The organism is Thermanaeromonas sp. C210 (assembly GCF_013167955.1).
Lineage (GTDB): Bacteria > Bacillota > DSM-521 > Neomoorellales > Neomoorellaceae > UBA12545.
Genome location: NZ_BLWF01000003.1, coordinates 403,756 through 423,763, shown reverse-complemented (window position 1 = coordinate 423,763; position 20,008 = coordinate 403,756). Strand labels below are relative to the sequence as shown.

The following is a 20,008-nucleotide window of genomic DNA, read 5'->3' as shown; positions in this document are numbered from 1 at the left end:
GGGTTATAATCTAACCCAGAAGCTCACAGCAGGGAGGGGAGATAATGGTAAAAAAACAGCCCCCTTTAGTTATCGAGCGGTTAGAAGGCGAATTGGCCTTCATTAAATACCACGACTGCACCTTTAACCTGCCCCGGGCACTGCTTCCTCGGGCCGCCCGGGAAGGCGACGTGGTAAAAATCGCCGTGGTCCTGCAGACTCCGGCTAGAACTACGGCTTCTAAAGGCAAGGACCTCAAGGGGAATGCTTAGCCAGCCCCGCCATGGCCCGGAAAGCCCGGTAAACATTAAGATAATCGTTATGCTCATAGACCACCACCCGGGGGCTACGCCGCCTGCTTCCCGGGACTAAGCGGGCCATCTCCGCCTGGCCCGTTTCTTTGAACTCGACCTCCAAAACCGCCGGCCGCGGGGGCTTTAAGGGTTTGTAACTGGTTACGTTCTTCACCGCCCTGCCGGCAGCGGCCTTTATTTTTTCCCTGGCCACAGCCGGTGCCAGGCACCGGGCGGCCTGGGATCCCCTGGCTTCTTTAACAATAACTATTTCCAGGTTCCCCAGGAGTTTCTTGGCTTCAACGGCCACAATGTTATCTCCGGACAGAAAGGCTACTGGCACGCCGTAATAGCCAGCTACCAGGGCATTTAGTCCGGTCTCCCCCATTTCCTGCCCGTTAATCCGGCAGCTGAGGATGGTTTCGTTGCAGGTGTGGGCCAAAATGCCGGGACTGCCTGCCCGGGCATGATATCCCAGAAAGAAGGCAGCCTGGAAAGTGCGGTCTATTCCTTCCATCATTCCCAGGCCCTTGGCGGAACCCGATATGAGTTGTACCCTGGGCAGTAGCGCCTCGCCCCAAAGGTTTCGCATGTGGTTGTGGGCGTCGTTGACGAGGATTGCGGTGGCACCGGCGGCCAGGGCTCCGCTGGCTGCCGCATTGACTTCGGCTGCCAGGAGCCGGCAGGAGCGCCGGTACTCTTCCCCTCCTTGCACCTCCACCTGGCTCCAGGACACCACTCCGCTCAGCCCTTCCATATCCACAGATATGTAGATGCGCAAGTTGCGCACCCCCTTAAAAATACAGGGGAGCTTCTTATCTCCCCCGTGTTGCTTCTTACATAATTTTTATGCCGCAGCCGTCTACCCCATTACCAAACCACCGGCAGGATTCCCCCGACAAACACGGGCCCCAGCCGGAAGGGCGATCTTACGCCGACCACAAGGAACGGGAGGGCGGTTAGCCGCACCGGATTGTCACGGAGGCGGTGGTGGCAGTACATCATGCCCGGTCCGCCCATAAACAAATCGTCGGTGATAAAATCGTCGGTTTCCTTGTACCTCACCCAAACCGCATACCTGTCTATACCACACTTGTGGGGTTCCGGGAGATCCCAGACCAGCAGGCTTACTACCTTGTGGTCCCAGTCGGCCATGCCCATGCCCTTGGCATAGGGGGCGTGTTCGGTACCGTATAAAACAAAGGCCTGACACCGCCGGGGTATGCCGGGGAACAAGGGTATGCATATCCGCTGGCCGGGAAAGATTACATTGGGATCCGTTATCTGCGGATTGGCGGCTACAATTCTCTCTACACTCACCCCAAAGCGCCGGGCTATTTCAAATAGAGTGTCACCCGGCCGCACAACATAGATAAATCCGTGGGGACAGGCCTTCCTATCCTTAAGCGGCACACATAATATCTGGCCCGGGAATATGAGGTCCGGATCGGCAATGTGGGGATTGGCCTCTATTAAGTCGTCCAGGGAAATGCCGAACCGTGCGGCAATATTAAACATAGTGTCCCCGCTCTGGACGATATAGGTAATGCCCCCGGGGCAATGCGGCACATGTTGGGCCTCCGTCATTTTGCCTACGCCTCCTTAAAAAGTTAAGGCCGTTTCAGGTCATAAAGGTTACTCTATGATATGCAAGCAGTCCGTTAGCGGTGCAGGGACCAAGAAAGCCTGCCCGAGGGCCTCAACTAGAGGCCGGGGCAGGCTTCAAGGGTTAAGGTTGGTTCTAAGGCCGGACAGGAAAGGTATCTCAGAGGGTTTGGCGCAAATGATGCAAAATCATGGAGGCCGTTGCCAGGTTGGTAGCTGCCGGCACATTATGTACGTCACAAATGCGCAAGAGGGCATTAATGTCCGGCTCGTGGGGCTGGGGCGTTAAGGGATCGCGCAAGAATATCACCAGATCCACTCGCCGCCGGGCCACCAGGGATCCGATGTGCTGGTCGCCCCCCAGGGGGCCGGACAACACACGGTGTACCCTCAAACCGGTACGCTCTTCTATTCTGGCACCGGTGGTACCCGTGGCTATCAGGCGGTGTCGAGCAAAGAAATCGTGGTTTTGCTTCACAAAGTCCACCAGTTCATCTTTCTTTCGATCATGGGCGATGAGGGCAATGCGCAAGACCTCTACCTCCCCCTCAAGGCTTTCCACAATGCAGGAGAACAAAGATTCCTTAAATAAATCCGCGGAACGGGCAACTTCCCGGTTTGCCAGAAATAGACCAGCTCATCTTCGCCACCATTGATGACGGCCGAGCGCAGCTCCCCGGCCCGCCGGGTGGCCGGGCAGCAATAAAAGGTGCGACAGACCAGGGGGCGGTAACGGTAGAGGCGGCACGAGTTGTCTGTCGGCGACAGGAAAATGCAGTAACCCTCCCCGTCCGTCCGCAGCGTTATATCCAGGGCGGGGCCCATTTTCTGTACCGTACAATAGTTGGCAATTAAGTCCCGCAGGTTTACCAGCTTACCCGTCAGGGCTTGGAGCCCGTCGCGCAGCACCAAGACGTCACGCAGAGTCAACGGCAAGCGCCCGCCGCAGCAATGGGGGCAGCTCTGGCAGTCACCCCTGCCGGACCGGTAGGACCTGTAAATATCAAGCTCTTCAACCCTGCCCATTGCCCGGATATAGTCATCTACGGTAGCCAGGGGCGAGGTAATGACTAAGTCGTACCCTCCTTTACCGTTAACCCGCCAGGGCCGCACTTCAATCGTTTCCACCCTTATGCTTCCTCCCATTCCTTCTTGGCAGCGGGAAAGGGCTCCAGGGCCCGGTCCAGGGTCCCGTGGGCAAGGGCCAGCAGTACTCCATAATTAACCATGGGCACCCCGGCCGCCCGGGCCACCTGCAGGCGGTAGAGCATTTCCCGGCGATTGATCATGCAACCCCCGCAGTGAACGACCAGTCTATAACTTGCCAGGTCCTCGGGAAAACTCCCCCCGGAAACCCAGGTGAAATCCAAGGCACCGCCCGCATAGCGTTGTAGCCAACCCGGTATCTGAACTCTACCGATATCGTTGGGTTGAGGATGGTGGGTACAGGCCTCGGCTATCAATACCCGGTCCCCCGGCTTTAAACCCTTAATCCCTTTGGCTCCCTTAACGAGTTCTACCAGGTTCCCCTTGTAGCGGGCCATCAGGATGGAAAAGGATGTCAACCAGACATCAGGGGGCGTCTCGGCGGCCACCTTGGCAAAAACCTGGGAATCGGTAATCACTATTTTGGGCCGGGGTATCAGGTCTAAGGCCTCCTTAAGGCCCCCTTCTTTCACCACCAGGCCCATGGCATCGTTATCCAGGAGATCCCGCAGTACCTGCACCTGGGGCAGTATCAGCCTCCCTTTGGGGGCAGCGGAATCTATGGGGACCACCAAGATGGCCGTTTCGCCCGGCCCCACCAGGTCGCCCACTAGGTGGGGAGCTTCAAAAGAGGACGGAGCGACCTTTATAAGTTCCCGCTTTAACTCTTCAATGCCCTGGCGGGTTTTCGCGCTGACCGGAAGTATCCGCTGGCCCAGGGCCTCTTCCATGCGGGCAAGGTGTTCTCCACCTCCGAGATCGATTTTATTCAAGACCGCCACCACTGGCAGCCCTTGCTCGGTTAAACGGCGTTTGAGCTCCAATTCATAAACCCCCACCCCTTCCGCGGGATCCAGCACCAGAACGGCCAGGTCCGTTTTGCGCAGCACCTCCATAGTTTTCTTAATGCGCAGCTCTCCCAGCTCTCCTGCGTCATCGATCCCGGCAGTGTCAATGAGCACCACTGGTCCCAAGGGCAAAATTTCCATGGCTTTAAAGACCGGGTCGGTAGTGGTGCCGGGAACGCTGGAAACTAACGCCAGCTCTTGACCGGTAAGGGCGTTGATCAAGCTGGATTTTCCCGCGTTGCGCCGACCAAAAAGGGCAATGTGCAACCTATTGCCGCGGGGTGTATCCTGCACCCTCGCCCACCCCTTTCCTTCCAGCAAAAAGGGGAAGCCAACGCCTCCCCGGTAGTTAGGTCATAGGATTAATTGTCCCCTGCAGGCCGGGCCGCCTCAAAGTTACTTTTCCTGCTGCTTAACCTCCCGGGCCTCCGCCTTCGGTTCTTCTACCTTGGCGGCCTCTTCAATTTCGCTGGTGATGGAAGTCGTAGCCTTTCTAAACTCGCGAATTCCCTTGCCCAGGGCGCGGCCCACCTCGGGCAGCTTGCCGGGCCCGAAAATAATCAGTGCCAAAGCAAGGATGAGAATGAGCTCCGGAACTCCCAGACTACCAAACATCAGCAACTTCACCTCCTTATATGGAGTTATATTCCTTCGCTTTCGGCCTTTTCCTGCCTCCGGCGCACTAGAAAAGATAGCCATATACTGCTCTCATAGAGTCCCACCATGGGAAGTCCCATGAGGAGCTGGGATACGACATCCGGAGTAGGTGTTAAAAGGGCCGCCAGGAGAAAAATAATGAGCAAGGCCAGCTTCCGGTTGCGCGCCAGGAACTGGGGAGATATCAGCCCTAGCCGGGTCAGCAACACCACGACCAGGGGCAGCTGAAAAACCAAACCGAAGGGCAGAACAAAGGTAACCAGAAATCCGATATACCTGGAGATGGTAATCAACGGTTGAAAACCTTCGCTGGCCGTCACCAACAAGAAACGGAGCGCTGCCGGCAGAACTACAAAGTAGCCGAAAGCTATGCCCCCAAAGAAGAGGAGCAAAGAAAAGGGCATGATAATGAAGACTAAGCGCCTTTCATGCCGGTGTAAAGCAGGCAAAATGAAACTCCATATCTGCCAGAGAATAACCGGCAAGGCCAGGAATACGGCGGCTAAGATGGAAGCCTTGATGGAGGTGAAAAAGGCCTCCCAGGGCGTAATGTAAACTAAGGACACGCCCAAATCCTTCACCGGCTGAGTCAGCAGTGCCAGGAGCTGGTTACGGAAGCCGAAATAGGTGATAATGGTGGATATCCCTAAGGCCACCAGGCAGACTAGGAGCACCCGGCGCAATTCCTCCAAGTGCTCGGTAAGGGTCATGGATTTGTCCTCCATAAGTTCACCTCCTGCTCCTGGCCTTTTTGCCCATTATACATCCAATAAAGTTTTCTCGCAATTTGAATTGCCATCCAGCAACCTCTAAGGCGCCAACCGCCAAACCGTCGCGGGCTTGCAAAGGTCTAAGAATATTCCCCTCCAGACCTTCCGGCCGGAAATATCCGGCACTTTTTCTAAGGCCTCCTCCGCTTTAGCCACGTGGTGGGACGTCAACAATGGCCGGCCGCAATTCTGAATACCCCAAAGAAGGCCGAAGGCATGGCCGACATCGTACCACCCCTCCACCTCGTCGGCTGGAGCTCCCGCCAAAGTGGTCCCCAGCCTGGTGGCCAGGCCCCCCAAGAGACCGCATACTTCTACGGCGGCCACGTCGGGATCCTCCTTCTTCACCACCGAGTGGATAAACCTCAGGTTTATGCGGCAAATCACCTCGGTCAGGTGAGGCAGGAACTCCAGGTTGCCGTCCCGGCAGAGGAGGGCAAAAAACTTTGTATACAGGTAATCTCCCCAAAGGGCGGGACGGGCAGGCTCAGTGCCGGCCCTGGCATGGATGAAGGTACCAAGGAAGATCAGCTTTAGGGCAGCGGCCATAGAAAAAAGGCGCCGGCCTTCATATCCGTAATAGCGGCCGCTCAGGACGACGAGGGACGGCAAAAAGTTTTGGTCCCATGTGTTTAACGGTGGACGGACATAGTTTTTTACTTCTTCGTCCACGTACTCTTCAATTAGTGCTAAATCGTCGGCAATAAGCTCGTACACACCTAAAGCCATGGGATAAGCTCCTTACAAAACTACTGGAGTCATAATTCGCTTTAAGTTGAGGCTTTCCTGCCGGGTTCTTAAAGATTAACCCTGTACTAATGCCGCAGGCCTTGCCAGCTTCTTCCTTGCCAGCAAGGCCTGTTAGCCGTGCTTTGCAGTAGGTACTAAAATAAATATCCCCTCCTAAAGATTGACGACCGCAGGGCGGCGGGGTTCTATTATGCCACGCTGAATCTCAGTGGCATGGACTTCCTCCGCCTTAAACTGGTCGGTCAGGTACCTGCAGGCCTCCCACGGATTTACCCTCTCCCCGCAGGTGAAAACATCCACGGCAGCATACCCTAGCTCCGGCCAAGTATGAATGGCTAAATGGGATTCGGAAATGACCACCACGCCGCTGACGCCTTGGGGGCTAAATTTATGGAAGCAGACTTCACGAATCTCGGCCCCTGCTTCGAGGGCTGCTTTGACCATGATTTCTTCGACTTTCTTAATGTCGTTTAGAAGTTCAAAGCTGCAACCATAAATCTCGGCCAGCACATGACGGCCCAATGCGCGCAATTACCATTCCTCCTTTATTTTTAAAGTGGGTATTCAATCAAATCCAATTGTAACCGGACACCCCCCCCTTGTCAACTAAAATTCGAGGCCCATGTCGGATTAAAAAGACAGCCTTGGGAGGCCATAATACCACAGCGCATATCCCTGCGGCCAAGCTCTGGCATCGGCAGTGGAACGCTGGACCCCCGCAAGGCCTCCCGTCAACGCCAGGGTGCTAAAACCCAACAGACACACCCTTCAATTAACAGCGCCTCCCTTGGACAAGATCTCCTTAAAGCTCTTAATAGATCCTGAAGACACGCCATAGCGCGGTATTCTATCAAGGGGCGTATCCGGGATAAGGGGTTGCTGTTGCAAAGTGAAGAGAAAACGATAACCTAATTCCTTAGCTATTTGAACAGCAGTTTGGTTTGTTAACCCATAGGGCCAAGCTAGGGCAGTAACCCTTTGGTCAGTTTGCAGTTCTAGAATATCTTTGCTCACTCGAAGATCTTTGGTAATCCTATATATGTAGTCTTCTTCGCTTTCTCCATTCTGGCGTTGGATTGCCGGATGACCGTCTTCCCGGTAATAGTGCAGGTCATAGGTATGGGAGCCGATGTCTATTAGGCCACTTTCTTTAATCATCGTTCTCAATTCATGGAAAGTTAAATGTTCATTCCATATAATCTGTCGTTCTAAGCCCGGGGTCATACCTACGATAGGAAATATGGTAGCCCTAAAACCGTATTTCTTCAAGACGGGATAAGCCAGCGTGTAAAAGCTTTGGTATCCATCGTCAAAGGTTAGCATAACGCTCTTTTCCGGAAAGCTCTGGCCGTTATAGTAAGTCAAAAGTTCCTCAAGTCCTAATGTTTGATAATTGTTAGCATATAGGTATGCCATCTGTTCCGCGAATTCTTTTACTGTTAAGGACGATCCGGCGGCTTTCGAAGCATCTGCCACAATATTATGATAGACAAGAACTATCGTTCGAGTATTTCCTTTTCTTAAGTTTCCTCGTGGCCCCTGAAATTCTTGGTCCCCAGGACTTTCGACGGCATAAGCTCCTTTCTGGTGCTGTGTGCTACTACACCCCGTAAAACCCACCAACAGTAATCCCACGACGAGGAAGAAGGCTAAAGTCCTCAATCGCTTCACCTCCAACTGCCAATATTCTAATTCTAATACAGCAAGGGGTCAATCTCAAGAGAATTCACCGGAAGAGGCATCTGCGTTGTGGCCGATTTTTTAGAAGGCCTTGACATAATCTTACAGAAGCAACCCTATAATTAATAGGGTAGGCGCCTCAGGAATATAAAAAGCCTTAAGGAGATGGCAAGCGTTGGTAAAATAACCCCAAAAAGGGTATATTACTTCTTCTACCACCCTTTATGGTAGTATCTACCACTTAATTTAGGCTGCCTTTACTAAACTGCGTAGGTTTTCTCCTTTCTTTTCTCGTATCCTCCCTAGCGCCATGGCCAGCATCACCGCTAACGCTAGAGCGCATGTTAAACTCATCTTCTTTAATCCTCGAATAAAGTGTTGCTCAAAACCAAAACTCTGGTCTAATCGGCTGTTTACTCGCTCCACCGCTGTACGCTTCTTGTAAAGTTCCTCCCAGCGGTAGCTGGAACGTGCTAGCGGCGTGAACACCCTCCGGTCTTCCTTAAGGGGTATCCGAATACTGCTCTTAACCGGACATTTATCTATTCCCTTGCATCTTAACCCATAATGCCTGGCCGGACAGCGGTATTTTAATGTTTCCCGGTCCTTCTCAAATCCTCCATAGGCCATCTCCCTCTTTATCCCCGTCTCCGGACAGTAACAGTATACTTTCCCCTTATAGTCGTATACTACGCTCTCCTGCCCCGCTATTAGTTTAGTTTCTTCCCCGTCTTTCCATTGGTTCCTTATGTCTATGACCGGCTTTATTTGATACTCTTCCCATAGCTCGATGATTAGTTCTGTGGAGTCGTAGGCCTTGTCTGCTGTAAGATATTTAATCCTTTCAAAGGTCCCCGGTGCCTTCTCTTTTACCCTCTCCAGAAGCTTGGGCGCCTCTTTTACTTCGCTCGCCGACGCCTTGGTAACTTTAAACCCTAGAGGCAGTTCGTATAGGGCATCTACTATTAGGTGCAGCCGAAATCCAAACCATTTCACTACTTTTTCCCACTGGCTGCCGTCTTCCCTCTTACCCCGGTAAACCTTACACCCCCAGTCTGCATCTTGTTCCCGCCGACCGTCAGGTCTAAGCTCCCCCACTTTTTCCTTCTTCCTCCCACGACTTAAGCTCGCCAAGGCTTTGCCGTCTATGGCCGCTACTTCTCCAAAACCCGGTAGTTCCTCCCTTAGCTCCTCTACCAGCCGGTAAAATATTTCTTCGACCTTCTCTTCTTTCTTAAGCAGTTTCCCCAAAAACCGGCTGTATACCCATGACGGCGGTACGGCTTTTTCTCCCTTCGTTAGGTCAAATCCGCATAGCTCTCGTAATTGGGCATTACGCCAAAGTTCCCGCCTTAAACTTTCTATCGAAGGATGTTGGTATACTATCCCTGCCAGTACAGAGTTCCATACGGCCCTTATGGGATAGTCATCCCGCCCATTCGCCCGTTCCTTCTCCAGTTCCACCATCAATTCTTCGTCCGGCATGTATTCAAGTACTAGCCTAAGTCGTTCGAGCTCCCCTAAATTTTCGATTTCCCTCCACCCAAAAAGCCTCTGTTGTGGTATAATAGCCATGGATGACCCTCCTTTGTTTGGTTGGTTTGGTCTTACTTAACAGATTCGCTCTGAAGGAGGGTCATCCTCTTTTTTGGGGTCAATTTTTTAATTCCTTAAACCCAATCCCCCTCAACCCCAACCAAATTCATGCCTTTCCCGGGGTAAAATTTTTTCCCCAATCCCTTCATACCTTCACCTTTCTTATTTCCGCGTCAGCGCAGATGGCTCCGGAAGGGTAACCAGCAGCCAAACCGGGGCCTAACAGTAGAGCCATCAGTTCCCGGCGGCGGCAGTACTGGCCGCCACGCGTCCAGGCCATAAAAAATGCGGCCCCGTAACCTAGGAGCCGCACTTTCTTGGTCGGAGCGACTGGACTCGAACCAGCGACCTCTACCACCCCAAGGTAGCGCTCTAGCCAAACTGAGCTACGCCCCGACATTCCCTTGGCACTACCAAGTATATCACCCCTTTTCGGGGGTGTCAAGATCCCGCGATCACTCACTTAAAATATAACCGAAGGGGGAACGGCTCACTCACGGCGAAATCTTACCGAGGGGATGTGTATTGAGGATGTCATTAAATAGTCGCCGTGAGTATTTAAACAACATGCACCAGCGTTACTCTCAGGCCGCTTCCCGAACCGAAAAATCCCAGATTATCGACGAGGTAGTCAAGATGCTCGGCTATAACCGTAAGTATGCTATCTATGTCTTAAATAATCCTATTCCTGCCAAAAAGCCAGCTAAAAAGCGTTCTAAGCCATTAAAGTATTTGAAGGCACTCCCGGCCATCCAGCTCGTTTGGGAGGCCCTGGATTATCCTTGTGCCGAACGCCTCCATCCAGTACTCCTTTCTACGGCTGAGCTCCTGGCCAGCCACGGAACAATGACCCATATACAGGATACCCTCTGAAGCTGAAGGGAGATGATGGAGAATAGTACCCCCTTCAACTATCGCTCTTTAGGTTAGGTCTTTATTTGAGTGAGCCTTCTTCCTTCGGTAAGGTTTTTATGTGAGTTGACACGGATCCCGCCCTCGATGTGTTACCGGACTGGGATATTGTCAGCAGCTACTATTAGGATTGCCTATTTTCTATCTGACTTACAGGACAATGCCTGCATGAAGCACGTCAATATCATCCCCCGGGGCACAGCGGCAAAAATTATTTTATCTCCAAGGGAGGAGAAATATGGCAAGTTGTAGAATTAAGGAGCAACCACAATAATAAGCTAAAAGGTGCTTCCCGAGGAAAGAGGCAAATTCCGGGTCTTTCCCACGCCTGTGGACTTTAACCAGCGCCTCGGCTTGGGGAACCTTTAGGAAGCACCGAAGGAAAGAAGGAGGTAAAAGAGTGAAAAAGTGGTTGCGGGCGCTCCTCCTTGGGGTAGCTTTCACCCTCGTCCTGGTACCGGCTGCCCTGGCGGGCACGGCCACTGTGGAGGAGCTGCAGCAAGTCTTCCCTGAGATGCCGGCAGGAGATTCCGTCCTCACTCGCGGTGTCTTTGCCGCCCTGCTGGCCGAAGCCGCCGGTATCCAGGTAGATGAGGCTACAGTCGATAACCAGGGTGAGGCCTGGTATCTTCCGGCCGTAAGGGTTTTACAAGAAAAGGGCGTGATTAGGGGTTACCCGGACGGAAGCCTGCACACCGATAGGCCGGTTACCCTCCTCGAAGCGGCCGCGATGTCGTCCCGGGTACTGGGACTGCCGGACGCCACCGTCCCGCCCGAGGTCAAAGTGGCTCTAGAAGAAGAAAGCTGGGGGTATACTCCCTATGCCTGGCTCACCAAGGTCGGCCTGCTGGGCTCCGGTGAAGACCCGGCAGCCTATCTCACCGTGGACCAGGGCCTTGCCTTCCTGACCAGGGTCTTCGGGACGGATCCGAAGGCCGAAGAGATTGTCCGAGCCGCCCAGGAGGCCCAGACTAAAATTAAGGATCTGAGGTTCACCAGCAGCATAACCATGGGCTTCCGTCCCCGGCCGGAAGCCGCCGGAAGTGTCCCCACCATCACCATGGAGGGCAACACGGTAAGCGAGTTCATCTATCCCTTAACCCTGCACCAGAGGATGGACGTGACCGTTAATCTCCCCGTAGAGGCCATGCCCGGCGGAGACCTGCCGGAAGGCGGGAAGATGCGTATGAACATAGAGCAGTACCTGGTGGACGGCAACCTCTACCAAAAAGTAGAGATGCCGGGTGCGGCGGAACCCCTATGGATGAAAATCCCCGGCGAAGTCATGCCCCATCTGGAGTCCCTGTTGGAACAGAGCGGGAACTATGCGGGATTACCCCCGGAACTGCAGGAAGCTTTTCACTTACGCTACCTGGGTGAAGATGCGGTAGAGGGACGAAAAGTTCACCGTATAGCCTATTACGGCCGCCTCGACGATTGGCAGGCCCTAATGAAGGCCTTCCCTACAGGCCTGGCCCCCGAACTTCAACAGGCCCTCAAGGAAGCCGGTGAGGTGATAAAGTCCCTTTCCTTCTGGGGCGAGGAAGCCATTGGAGTAGAAGATAACCTCTCTTATGGTGCGGAAATGACGGGATTAGTGGTTTTGGCCGATGAGCTCCAGGGCCAGGCCCTACCCCTGGAAAGCCTCACCTTCACCATGAGGAGCAGGGATTACCAGTACGACACCGGCCTTACCATCCAGCTACCGCCCGAAGCTTTAGCCGCAGAGGAACTACCGTCGGTGTTTCCCGAACCTGAGGCAGGCGCGCCCGGCGAGGACACGGCACAGCAATGAGTAGGAGGAGCAACTACAGCTTTAAGCCGGCGTGTTGGCGCCAGCTTTAAGGCTTTCCCCCGGCCCCGAGGGGGATACAGAGGGCCACGTACCCTTTGGTCGTGGCCCTCTTCTGATGGTGTTTTAGGCCGGCTTAACGGTAGTTTATTCCGGCGCCGTGGCGAAGGGCTTTGAGGCTTAAAGGAATTTCACCCCACCCTATTCCTCCTCCCGGTAGAGACGGAAGACCACCGTGATATCGGGGTCGGGGCAGGCCCACAGGGTCGGCTCATCCCCTTCCGCCCAGTAAAAGCGTCCACCGTTAAGGAGCACCGCAGCCGGCGCCAGCAGAGCTCCCAGGGCCCACGGGCACAGGGCAGGCGTTTTTTCCTGGGTGAACACGAACCTCTCGCCCACCCGGTGACCCGCCGAACACTGGCCGCTACCCCGCACTTCCGTTATTTCGGCGATCACCCTGGCCATTTTCCCACCTCCCCTGGGATTTGCCCCAACCGCTGTGAGGGTAATCAGCCGAACCGATAGGTAATACCGAAGGTTCCGCGGGGGTAATCCCAGCGGATAATACCTTTATTCTTACACATTACCCTGCAAGTGCCGCACTCCAGGCAGCCGGCATGATCAAAAGTCACTTCCCCATTAGGGTCCAGCCGGTAAAGGCCTGCCGGGCAGACCACTAAGCAAGGCTTGGACGTACACCTGATGCATAACTCCTTGTCCAGCTTAATGTGGGGTTCTTTCTCATCTACATTAAACTTATTGAGGCCCAAAAGTTCAGGCGTATCCATAATCCGTATGCCCATTTACAGCCTTAACCCCCTAAGCCCGTCCTTGATCACGTCCCAAAGCGAAATGCCGCTTTCCTTAATGGTTTCCATTAGCTGGGCCTTAATGCCGCGCTGGACTCCCCCCTCTACTGTAAACAGCTTGCGGAAAATGCCTACGGCCAGGTCAGGATATTGCCGGTAAAGCCTGGGGTTATCCAAGAAGTCTACATACCCCCTGGCCGCCCTCATGGCCGGCAAGACTTGGAGGTTTTCCAGCTCCCGCATGTAGGCCGGTCCGATTAGTTCCGGCTTATCCTCACCCAGCACTGCCCGGGCTGCTGCCACCCCGCTCAAGATGGCCAGGTCCATGCCGCGAATGGTGTAACCCAGATTCATCACCAGGCCGGCGGCATCTCCGATAACTAGGAAGCCATGCCTGTAGAGCTTTGCAGGTACGCCACGGTATCCTGCCTCGCTCACCAAGTGGGCACTGTATTCCACGGTTTTCCCGCCTTGGATCAGAGGAAGCACTGCAGGGTGCAACTTGAGCTCTTGCAAGAGGCGGTGTACCGGCTTTCCCTGCCGGGCCACTTCCTCGGGGGACACCACGCACCCTAGGGAGATGCTTTCCTTATTAGTGTATAGGAAGCCCCCTCCCTTGGCCCCTTGGGTACACCCGAGGATGAGAAGGGCAGCTCCTTCTCCTTCCCTCAGCCCAAAGCGTTCCTCTATCACCTTCGCCGGCAGCTCTATAATCTCCTTGACGCCCACGGCTACATTGTGAGGCTGGATCTCGCTCACCAGGCCGGCCTTTTGGGCCAGGAGGGAGTTTACCCCGTCGGCCGCAATGACGACCTCTCCGTAAACTTCATCTTCCCCGGCCCTTATTCCTATAACTCGGCCATCCTTCTCTATAATATTGTCCACTTTGATCCCGCAGGCCAGCACTGCCCCTGCCTCTTCGGCTCTGCCGGCCAGCCAGGCATCAAGGACGGCCCGCAGGACGGTGTACGAGTGAGGTACGTCTCCTTCCTTATTGAAGGACGGATCATGATACTCCAGGAGGCAAGAACGCTCGCCAGCGAGGATCATCAGCTGCTCGTGGGTAACCCTTCTTTCCACCTGTGCTTCCCATGCCAATTCATCTCCCAGCACCCGCAAGGCGTGGGTATAAAGCCTTCCGCCGCTGACGTTCTTGCCCCCGGCAATATCCCCCCGCTCGACGAGGAGGACTGCCTTTCCCTCTCGAGCCAAGGAATAGGCGCAAACACTTCCCGCCGGGCCGGCGCCCACTACTATGACATCAAACCGGTCTTCCCCGCTCAAGGCCCACCTCTCCTCCGGAAAACTTACGTGTTGCTACTGTTTTATTTTTTTCACTGCTGCCGTTAAAAGGGGTAAGATCTCATAGAGGTCGCCCACTATACCGTAGTCCGCGGCCTGGAAGATAGGGGCGTTTTCGTTGATATCTACTGCGGCAATAATCTTGGCATCACGTACTCCCACTATGTGCTGGACCTGCCCTGATATTCCGAAGGACAGGTAGAGGCGCGGCTTTACCGTTGCCCCGGATATTCCTATATACAGGTCGGCCGGCAGCCATTTGCGCTCCTCGGCCACTCCCCTCGAACAGCCGAGCTCGGCGCCCAGGGTTTGGGCGAGTTCTTCGGCGAGCTTGAGGTCCTCCTGTTTGGCGAAGCCCATCCCCACACCTACTATTTTTTCGGCTATGGCTAAATCCGCACCCTGCTTCTCAATAGGGGTCCTCTCGAGCAGGACTACCCTCGGGTCGGCCTCCACCTCCACCGAAGTTATCTCACCCTTCCTCGTTTCGTCGGCTCGGCCCTCGAACTTGCCTCCGGGAACGGTAATTACCGCTGGGCCTCTCACGGCTTCCACCTGGAGGACGGCCCCGCCGTACATTAAACGTTCGGTAACGAGCTCCCCCTCTTCTCCATAACGGAGGGAGGAAACATCGCTTACCATAGCCCAGTCCAGGTACCCCGCAACTCTCGCAGCGAGTTCCCGGCCCCTGACCGTTGCTCCTACCAGGAAAACTTCGGCACCTTCCTTTTTCAACAACGTGGCCATGGCCTTGGCGTAACTTTCCGGGATATCGTTCGACCCCTTAAGCACTAGAACCTTGCCCGCACCGTGGTATATATAACCCTGGGCCTGACCTTCCTCGAGGGCAATGGCGCAGACTCTTTTCCCTGCCGAGGCACCAAAGCTGATAAGCTCATGGGCTAAAGCCGGCTTATCTGCAAATACGAAGTAGGTCCCCTGCATACTAGATAACACCTTCTTTCTGGAGGCAGGTGATCAGTTGTTGAACTTTTGCAGTCGCGTCGCCATCTTTAATAACTACGTTCTTACGGTTCATAACGTAACCCTTGGTACCCACTACCGCCACCCGGCCGGCCATATCTTCGCCCTTGAGCCCCAGTCCCTCCGGTGTAAATTCGGTCGTGGGCTTCTTACCCGCTGCGAGCACGGCCTTCAGGCTGGGAACCGGTGCCTCGTTGATCTCAGGTAACACACTGACTACCGCCGGCAGTTCTACTTTAACTTTCTCTATATAGTCCTCCAGCTTGCGGATAGCCAGGAGCGCGTCACCCTCAAAGTCCAGGGAGATTACCGAAGTGACAACCGGCAGGTCCAGCACGGCGCCCAACCGTGGCCCCACCTGCCGGGCGTAGGTGTCGCTGGCCCCTTCACCACAAATAACCAGCCGGTAGTCACCTATGGCCCGTACGGCAGCCGCCAGTACCCGAGCTGTAACCGCGCCGTCGGCCTGGGCGGCCGCGCCGCTGTTTACCCAGTACGCGGCCTCCAATCCCCTGGCAAGGGCGTCCTTGAGGGACTGGCGGGTTTCAGGGCCGCCAAAGGTTAGCCCCACCGGCTGGCACCCCAACTTGGCCGCGGCCCGCACCCCAGCCTCAATGGCATTCTTGTCGTATTCGCTTATTTTCCTCTGCGCCCTGGACACATCGACGGTTAGATCGGGATTAATCTTGATGTCTTTTTCATCTATTACCCATTTGTAACAGACAATTACTTTTCCCATGACCGTCCCTCCAAGTATCTTGTACGAAGCTTAATTCGCCGGCTCATAGTAATCCTCCTGCCCGCAGTCGAGTCCCTCAAGAGACCAATGGTGCTCGCGCAACCTTAAGCTAGTATGCTCTCTGCCACGGTAAATTCGGGGTATTCCCCTGCACTATCGGTAATAATCGCACCCTTTACGTCGCGCAACAGCCGCTCGACCGCCAGGTCCCGGCTGTACCCGTAGCCACCGTGAATCTGGACAGCGTCTGTGCACGATTTCTGGCCGATCCTGGCGGCCAGCATATGAACCATGGCGGCTTCCGCTTCAAAGGGTTCTCCTTTATCCACGAGATCTGCGGTGCTGTAGACGGCCAGCCTCGCCAGCTGGAGATTAGCGGCCATTTCCGCTATCATATTTTGTATCGCCGGGAACCGGGCAATGGGTCTTCCGAACTGCATTCGCTCCTTGGCGTACTTAACGGACTGTTGGAAGGCTGCCTCCACTATACCCGCTATTTGGGCGGCCGCCGATATTCTGGCTGCGGCCAGGGCCTCCTTCAACACCGCCAACCCATTACCCTGGGCTCCGAGGAGGGAGGAGGCGGGAACCTCCACGTCATGGAAAACCAACTCCGTCGTCGGCCATCCCCGCAAACCCATTTTGTCAATATCCCTACCGATGGATAAACCCCGCGCGCCCGCTTCAACGACGAAGGCGCTCATTTCCTGGGGACCTGCCTCCGGCCCGGTAAGGGCGAACACTACATAAATTCCTGCCCGGCCGCCGTTGCCTACAAAGTATTTCCGGCCTCTTAGTACATAACCGCCCTCCTTGGGAATAGCCACTACCTTTTGCTCTCCCCACCCGGGTGCGGCTCCGGGCTCGTACAGGGCAAAGGCACCCAGAATGTCCCCCCGGCACATGGCCGGCAGGTATCGTTCCTTTTGCTCCCCAGAGCCCCAGCGGTATATGGAATAGGCGGCCAGGGCACAATGGCTTATGAGAATGGCGCCGACGGAGGCGCTGGCGCGGGAAATCTCCTGTAAGGCTAAGACATAACTTAGGAAGCCTGCTCCAATGCCCCCGTACTCGGCGGGGAAAACTAAGCCGAAGAAATCATGCTCCGCCAGTTTCTTTATGATATCGGCGGGGAAGGCGGCCTCACGGTCGACGCGAATCGCTTCAGGCTCCACGTATCTTTCGGCGAACTCCCGAGCGCTTTGCTGGATAAGAAGTTGTTCTTCCGTCAGCGGGTAACGCATATTCCGACCCCCTTCAATGTGGCTGGTACCCAGGTCACGACCTCAGCAAGTTATTGGCAATCACTATGCGCTGGATCTGGTTGGTGCCCTCGTATATCTGGGTTATTTTGGCATCCCGCATGAGCTTTTCTACCCGCGAGTCTTTGGAATAACCGACGGCCCCCATGATTTCTACCGCTTCGGCAGTTACTTCCATGGCCACATCCGAGGCATAAGCCTTGGCCATGGCCGATTCCTTGGAATAGGGTACTCCCGCCTCCTTTAAGGCCAGGGCCCGCCGGACCATGAGCCTGGCCGCCTCTACCTTCATGGCCATGTCGGCTATCCTGAACTGGACGGCCTGGTTGGCGCTCAAAGGCTTGGTACCATCCATACGGCTTTTGACATAGTCTATGCACTCTTCTAGAGCCGCACGGGCTACTCCCACGGCGATGGCACCTACAATAGGCCGCGCCATGTCCAGGGTCTGCATGGCGATCTTAAAGCCTTCACCTTCTTTACCCAGCAGGTGGTCGGCGGGAACCCTTACGTTGTTAAACCTTACCTCTACCGTATTCGAGGCGCGGATACCCATCTTGTCTTCCTCATGGCCGATGGAGATGCCTTCCCGCTCCCTCTCCACGATGAAGGCGCTTAAGCCCCTCGCCTTCATGGTTGGATTTGTGGAGGCAAAAACTATAAAGATGTCTGCCATGGCACCGGTGGTGATAAAGCACTTGGTTCCGTTAATTACGTACTCGTCCCCTTCTCGCCTGGCGGAGGTAGACACGGCGCCGGCGTCCGAGCCGGCTCCCGGCTCAGTCAGGGCAAAGGCCCCCAAGCCCCCCGCAAGCAGTCGGCCGAAGAAGAGTTTCTTTTGCTCCTCAGTACCCGCGATGAGCACCGGATACGAACTCAAGCCGTTGCCGCCTAAAGTAGTGGCAATGCCCGCGCACCCGTAGGCAAACTCCTCCATGATCAGGGAAATGGTTACGGAATCCAGCTCGGGCCCGCCGTAGGCCCGGGGAGCGGTCATGCAATGCAGCCCTATTTCGCGGGCCGCCTCTACTACCGGCCACGGGAACTCGCCCGTCCGGTCGTACTGGGCGGCCACCGGCAGTATTTTTTCCCGGGTAAACTTGCGGGCCAGCTCCAGGTATTTCTGTTGTTCTGGAGTTAAGAGCGCGTCAACCATGGTGTTCACCGGCCTCTCTCCTTAGTTTCTATGATTTAGTTTCTATGATCTGGCGGAGCAAACCCCACTGAGGTAGGAAAATCTCAGGAGGCATAATCTTCAAATCCGGAGATATGCGGGGCTTAAAGTCCATGTGGGCCAGTATGTCCTTTTCCAAGTCCACCCCTGGCGCCACTTCCAAAAGGGTAATTCTCCCTTCCTCCAGGCCGAATACAGCCCGTTCGGTAACATAAACTACTTGTTGATTGGCCTTTTGAGCATACCGGCCGCTGAAGGTTATTTGATCTACCTTTTCTAGGAACTTCTTGTTCCTGCCCTCCTGTAAAATAGCCAGCTTCCCGTCCTCGACCTTGACCTTCAATCCCCCGGCGGTGAAGGTGCCGCAGAAAACCACCTTTTTGGAACTCTGACTGATGTTAATAAAGCCGCCGCATCCCATGACCCTGCTGCCGAACTTGCTCACGTTGACATTGCCGTCCTGGTCTACCTGCGCCAGGCCCAGAAAGGCCACGTCAATACCGCCCCCGTCGTAGAAATCAAACTGGGAGTGCTGCTCAATCACGGCTTCGGCATTGTAAGCGTGGCCGAAGTGGGGCTGGCTCGCCGGGACTCCACCTACGCTTCCTGCCTCGGTAGTGAGGACTATAAGGTCGACGGCCCTTTCTTCGGCTGCCACCGCCGCGACCCCGGTGGGTATCCCCACGCCGAGGTTTACTATAGCGCCACGGCTCAATTCCATAGCGGCACGGCGGCCTATTATTTTCCGCTCGTCCAGGGGAAGGGGCGGTACGGAGGCCAGGGGGACTTTAATTTCTCCGGCAAAGGCGGGGTTATAATAGGTGCCTTCAGTTTGGAAGTGATATTCCGGTTTACTGGAAATCACAATATAGTCCACCAGTATACCGGGTACCTTCACCTTCTTGGGGTGCAGCGTGCCAGCCTTCGCCAGGTATTCGACCTGGGCGATGACTATACCGCCGCTGTTTTTGGCCGCCTGAGCCAGGGGTAGGGCTTCGAGCAGCATGCCTTCTTTATCCATAGTAAGATTGCCGTTTTCGTCGGCCACCGTCCCCCTGATCAGGGCCACATCAACGGGAAAGGTCTTATAGAAAAGGTATTCCTCCCCCTCCAGCTCGATGAGCTTCACGATGTCTTCGGTGGTCTTAGCGTTCATTTTGGCCCCCTCTACGCGGGGGTCGACAAAGGTGCCCAAACCTACTTTAGTAATCAGTCCCGGTCGCTTGGCGGCTATTTCCCGCCATAGTTGGACTATTACGCCCTGGGGCAAATTGTAGGCCTCAATCTTGTTTTCCTCCACCAAGCGAACCATATTTGCTGCGGAACCCATGTGCCCAGCAATCCATCTTTTGACCAGGCCCTCGTGGCCCAGCCGCGTAACACCCCGGTCCTTCCAATCTCCAGTAGCAGAACCGTGGACCAGCGTGAGGCCGCGGGGGTGGCCGGAAACCAAGAAGCGCCTTTCTATGGCCTGGGCCACCTCTTCGGGCCATCCTGCCAAGCCCATGGCGCTGGCGCCTACTGTAGCGCCGTCTTTGATGAGTCCGGCAACTTCGTCAGCAGTTTTTACTTTGCTCAAAGTCCGTCTCCTCCCCTTATGAATTGCGTCTCCTGGCCCGAACCACTTAAAGGCCCGGCATGGGGGGCCAA

23 protein-coding genes and 1 tRNA gene are annotated in these 20,008 nt (G+C 55.1%); 3 read left to right on the top strand and 21 right to left on the bottom strand.

Features of this window, described 5'->3' with window-relative positions:
* The first annotated feature begins 44 nt into the window (after positions 1 to 44).
* A complete protein-coding gene (locus TAMC210_RS09525; protein WP_173298571.1) occupies positions 45 to 251 on the top strand; it encodes a DUF3006 domain-containing protein in 207 nt (68 codons plus the stop codon).
* On the opposite strand, the gene TAMC210_RS09520 is transcribed toward TAMC210_RS09525, so the two are convergent.
* The 13 genes from TAMC210_RS09520 to TAMC210_RS09465 form a co-directional block, all read right to left on the bottom strand.
* A complete protein-coding gene (locus TAMC210_RS09520) occupies positions 235 to 1,053 on the bottom strand; it encodes a M55 family metallopeptidase (protein ID WP_173298570.1) in 819 nt (272 codons plus the stop codon). The two genes, TAMC210_RS09525 and TAMC210_RS09520, sit on opposite strands and share 17 nt — an antisense overlap.
* 89 nt (positions 1,054 to 1,142) lie before the next feature.
* Positions 1,143 to 1,859: a LysM peptidoglycan-binding domain-containing protein gene (locus TAMC210_RS09515; protein WP_173298569.1), complete on the bottom strand. Its 717-nt coding sequence runs from the start codon at positions 1,857 to 1,859 to the stop codon at positions 1,143 to 1,145.
* Positions 1,860 to 2,037: 178 nt separating this feature from the next.
* Positions 2,038 to 2,409, bottom strand: a complete 372-nt coding sequence (locus TAMC210_RS09510; protein ID WP_173298568.1) for a methylglyoxal synthase — start codon at positions 2,407 to 2,409, stop codon at positions 2,038 to 2,040.
* A gap of 5 nt (positions 2,410 to 2,414) precedes the next feature.
* Positions 2,415 to 3,005 carry a YkgJ family cysteine cluster protein gene (locus TAMC210_RS09505; protein WP_173298567.1) on the bottom strand — a complete coding sequence of 197 codons (591 nt, stop codon included), beginning with the start codon at positions 3,003 to 3,005 and terminating at the stop codon, positions 2,415 to 2,417.
* A gap of 2 nt (positions 3,006 to 3,007) precedes the next feature.
* A complete protein-coding gene (gene hydF / locus TAMC210_RS09500; protein ID WP_173298566.1) occupies positions 3,008 to 4,225 on the bottom strand; it encodes a [FeFe] hydrogenase H-cluster maturation GTPase HydF in 1,218 nt (405 codons plus the stop codon).
* A 102-nt stretch (positions 4,226 to 4,327) separates the two neighbouring features.
* Complete coding sequence (locus TAMC210_RS09495; protein ID WP_173298565.1) at positions 4,328 to 4,546, bottom strand: Sec-independent protein translocase subunit TatA/TatB; 219 nt, start codon at positions 4,544 to 4,546, stop codon at positions 4,328 to 4,330.
* Positions 4,547 to 4,572: 26 nt separating this feature from the next.
* Positions 4,573 to 5,313: a twin-arginine translocase subunit TatC gene (tatC, locus tag TAMC210_RS09490; protein ID WP_173298564.1), complete on the bottom strand. Its 741-nt coding sequence runs from the start codon at positions 5,311 to 5,313 to the stop codon at positions 4,573 to 4,575.
* A gap of 84 nt (positions 5,314 to 5,397) precedes the next feature.
* Positions 5,398 to 6,087: a hypothetical protein gene (locus TAMC210_RS09485; protein WP_173298563.1), complete on the bottom strand. Its 690-nt coding sequence runs from the start codon at positions 6,085 to 6,087 to the stop codon at positions 5,398 to 5,400.
* Between the two features lie 174 nt (positions 6,088 to 6,261).
* Complete coding sequence (gene speD, locus TAMC210_RS09480; RefSeq protein ID WP_173298562.1) at positions 6,262 to 6,639, bottom strand: adenosylmethionine decarboxylase; 378 nt, start codon at positions 6,637 to 6,639, stop codon at positions 6,262 to 6,264.
* A gap of 237 nt (positions 6,640 to 6,876) precedes the next feature.
* Positions 6,877 to 7,770, bottom strand: a complete 894-nt coding sequence (locus TAMC210_RS09475) for a polysaccharide deacetylase family protein (RefSeq protein ID WP_173298561.1) — start codon at positions 7,768 to 7,770, stop codon at positions 6,877 to 6,879.
* Positions 7,771 to 8,034: 264 nt separating this feature from the next.
* Positions 8,035 to 9,363 (bottom strand): transposase, encoded by a 1,329-nt coding sequence (locus tag TAMC210_RS09470; protein WP_173297661.1) that lies wholly within the window; start codon positions 9,361 to 9,363, stop codon positions 8,035 to 8,037.
* Positions 9,364 to 9,529: 166 nt separating this feature from the next.
* Positions 9,530 to 9,664 carry a hypothetical protein gene (locus tag TAMC210_RS13660; protein WP_256366485.1) on the bottom strand — a complete coding sequence of 45 codons (135 nt, stop codon included), beginning with the start codon at positions 9,662 to 9,664 and terminating at the stop codon, positions 9,530 to 9,532.
* Positions 9,665 to 9,702: 38 nt separating this feature from the next.
* Positions 9,703 to 9,780 (bottom strand) — tRNA-Pro (locus tag TAMC210_RS09465).
* 135 nt (positions 9,781 to 9,915) lie between these two features.
* Here TAMC210_RS09465 and TAMC210_RS09460 point away from each other — a divergent pair.
* Both TAMC210_RS09460 and TAMC210_RS09455 read left to right on the top strand, forming a co-directional pair.
* The gene (locus TAMC210_RS09460) at positions 9,916 to 10,257 is read left to right on the top strand and encodes a hypothetical protein (protein ID WP_173298560.1); all 342 of its coding nucleotides are present in this window, start codon (positions 9,916 to 9,918) and stop codon (positions 10,255 to 10,257) included.
* A gap of 439 nt (positions 10,258 to 10,696) precedes the next feature.
* Positions 10,697 to 12,091 carry an S-layer homology domain-containing protein gene (locus tag TAMC210_RS09455; RefSeq protein WP_173298559.1) on the top strand — a complete coding sequence of 465 codons (1,395 nt, stop codon included), beginning with the start codon at positions 10,697 to 10,699 and terminating at the stop codon, positions 12,089 to 12,091.
* A gap of 198 nt (positions 12,092 to 12,289) precedes the next feature.
* On the opposite strand, the gene TAMC210_RS09450 is transcribed toward TAMC210_RS09455, so the two are convergent.
* The 8 genes from TAMC210_RS09450 to TAMC210_RS09415 all read right to left on the bottom strand — a co-directional run bounded on the left by TAMC210_RS09450 (position 12,290) and on the right by TAMC210_RS09415 (position 19,937).
* Entirely contained in the window at positions 12,290 to 12,553 is a 264-nt protein-coding gene (locus TAMC210_RS09450; RefSeq protein ID WP_173298558.1) for a TIGR04076 family protein, read from the bottom strand.
* 44 nt (positions 12,554 to 12,597) lie between these two features.
* The gene (locus TAMC210_RS09445) at positions 12,598 to 12,891 is read right to left on the bottom strand and encodes a ferredoxin family protein (protein WP_173298557.1); all 294 of its coding nucleotides are present in this window, start codon (positions 12,889 to 12,891) and stop codon (positions 12,598 to 12,600) included.
* On the bottom strand, positions 12,892 to 14,181 hold the full coding sequence (locus TAMC210_RS09440; protein WP_173298556.1) for an FAD-dependent oxidoreductase: 1,290 nt from the start codon (positions 14,179 to 14,181) through the stop codon (positions 12,892 to 12,894). It lies immediately after the preceding gene.
* A gap of 33 nt (positions 14,182 to 14,214) precedes the next feature.
* The gene (locus TAMC210_RS09435; RefSeq protein WP_173298555.1) at positions 14,215 to 15,144 is read right to left on the bottom strand and encodes an electron transfer flavoprotein subunit alpha/FixB family protein; all 930 of its coding nucleotides are present in this window, start codon (positions 15,142 to 15,144) and stop codon (positions 14,215 to 14,217) included.
* Between the two features lies 1 nt (position 15,145).
* Entirely contained in the window at positions 15,146 to 15,922 is a 777-nt protein-coding gene (locus TAMC210_RS09430; RefSeq protein ID WP_173298554.1) for an electron transfer flavoprotein subunit beta/FixA family protein, read from the bottom strand.
* Between the two features lie 104 nt (positions 15,923 to 16,026).
* Positions 16,027 to 17,166: an acyl-CoA dehydrogenase family protein gene (locus TAMC210_RS09425; protein WP_173298553.1), complete on the bottom strand. Its 1,140-nt coding sequence runs from the start codon at positions 17,164 to 17,166 to the stop codon at positions 16,027 to 16,029.
* 34 nt (positions 17,167 to 17,200) lie between these two features.
* Positions 17,201 to 18,340, bottom strand: a complete 1,140-nt coding sequence (locus TAMC210_RS09420) for an acyl-CoA dehydrogenase family protein (protein ID WP_173298724.1) — start codon at positions 18,338 to 18,340, stop codon at positions 17,201 to 17,203.
* Between the two features lie 28 nt (positions 18,341 to 18,368).
* Positions 18,369 to 19,937 (bottom strand): acyl CoA:acetate/3-ketoacid CoA transferase, encoded by a 1,569-nt coding sequence (locus TAMC210_RS09415; RefSeq protein ID WP_173298552.1) that lies wholly within the window; start codon positions 19,935 to 19,937, stop codon positions 18,369 to 18,371.
* Between the last annotated feature and the right edge of the window lie 71 nt (positions 19,938 to 20,008).

Bases quoted from the DNA above. Each gene is read 5' to 3' on its own strand.
- TAMC210_RS09525 (WP_173298571.1), top strand. From the start codon at position 45: ATGGTAAAAAAACAGCCCCCTTTAGTTATCGAGCGGTTAGAAGGCGAA.
- TAMC210_RS09515 (WP_173298569.1), bottom strand. From the start codon at position 1,859: ATGACGGAGGCCCAACATGTGCCGCATTGCCCCGGGGGCATTACCTAT.
- TAMC210_RS09495 (WP_173298565.1), bottom strand. From the start codon at position 4,546: ATGTTTGGTAGTCTGGGAGTTCCGGAGCTCATTCTCATCCTTGCTTTG.
- tatC (WP_173298564.1), bottom strand. From the start codon at position 5,313: ATGGAGGACAAATCCATGACCCTTACCGAGCACTTGGAGGAATTGCGC.
- TAMC210_RS09485 (WP_173298563.1), bottom strand. From the start codon at position 6,087: ATGGCTTTAGGTGTGTACGAGCTTATTGCCGACGATTTAGCACTAATT.
- TAMC210_RS09470 (WP_173297661.1), bottom strand. From the start codon at position 9,363: ATGGCTATTATACCACAACAGAGGCTTTTTGGGTGGAGGGAAATCGAA.
- TAMC210_RS13660 (WP_256366485.1), bottom strand. From the start codon at position 9,664: ATGGCCTGGACGCGTGGCGGCCAGTACTGCCGCCGCCGGGAACTGATG.
- TAMC210_RS09460 (WP_173298560.1), top strand. From the start codon at position 9,916: ATGTCATTAAATAGTCGCCGTGAGTATTTAAACAACATGCACCAGCGT.
- TAMC210_RS09450 (WP_173298558.1), bottom strand. From the start codon at position 12,553: ATGGCCAGGGTGATCGCCGAAATAACGGAAGTGCGGGGTAGCGGCCAG.
- TAMC210_RS09445 (WP_173298557.1), bottom strand. From the start codon at position 12,891: ATGGGCATACGGATTATGGATACGCCTGAACTTTTGGGCCTCAATAAG.
- TAMC210_RS09435 (WP_173298555.1), bottom strand. From the start codon at position 15,144: ATGCAGGGGACCTACTTCGTATTTGCAGATAAGCCGGCTTTAGCCCAT.
- TAMC210_RS09430 (WP_173298554.1), bottom strand. From the start codon at position 15,922: ATGGGAAAAGTAATTGTCTGTTACAAATGGGTAATAGATGAAAAAGAC.
- TAMC210_RS09425 (WP_173298553.1), bottom strand. From the start codon at position 17,166: ATGCGTTACCCGCTGACGGAAGAACAACTTCTTATCCAGCAAAGCGCT.
- TAMC210_RS09420 (WP_173298724.1), bottom strand. From the start codon at position 18,340: ATGGTTGACGCGCTCTTAACTCCAGAACAACAGAAATACCTGGAGCTG.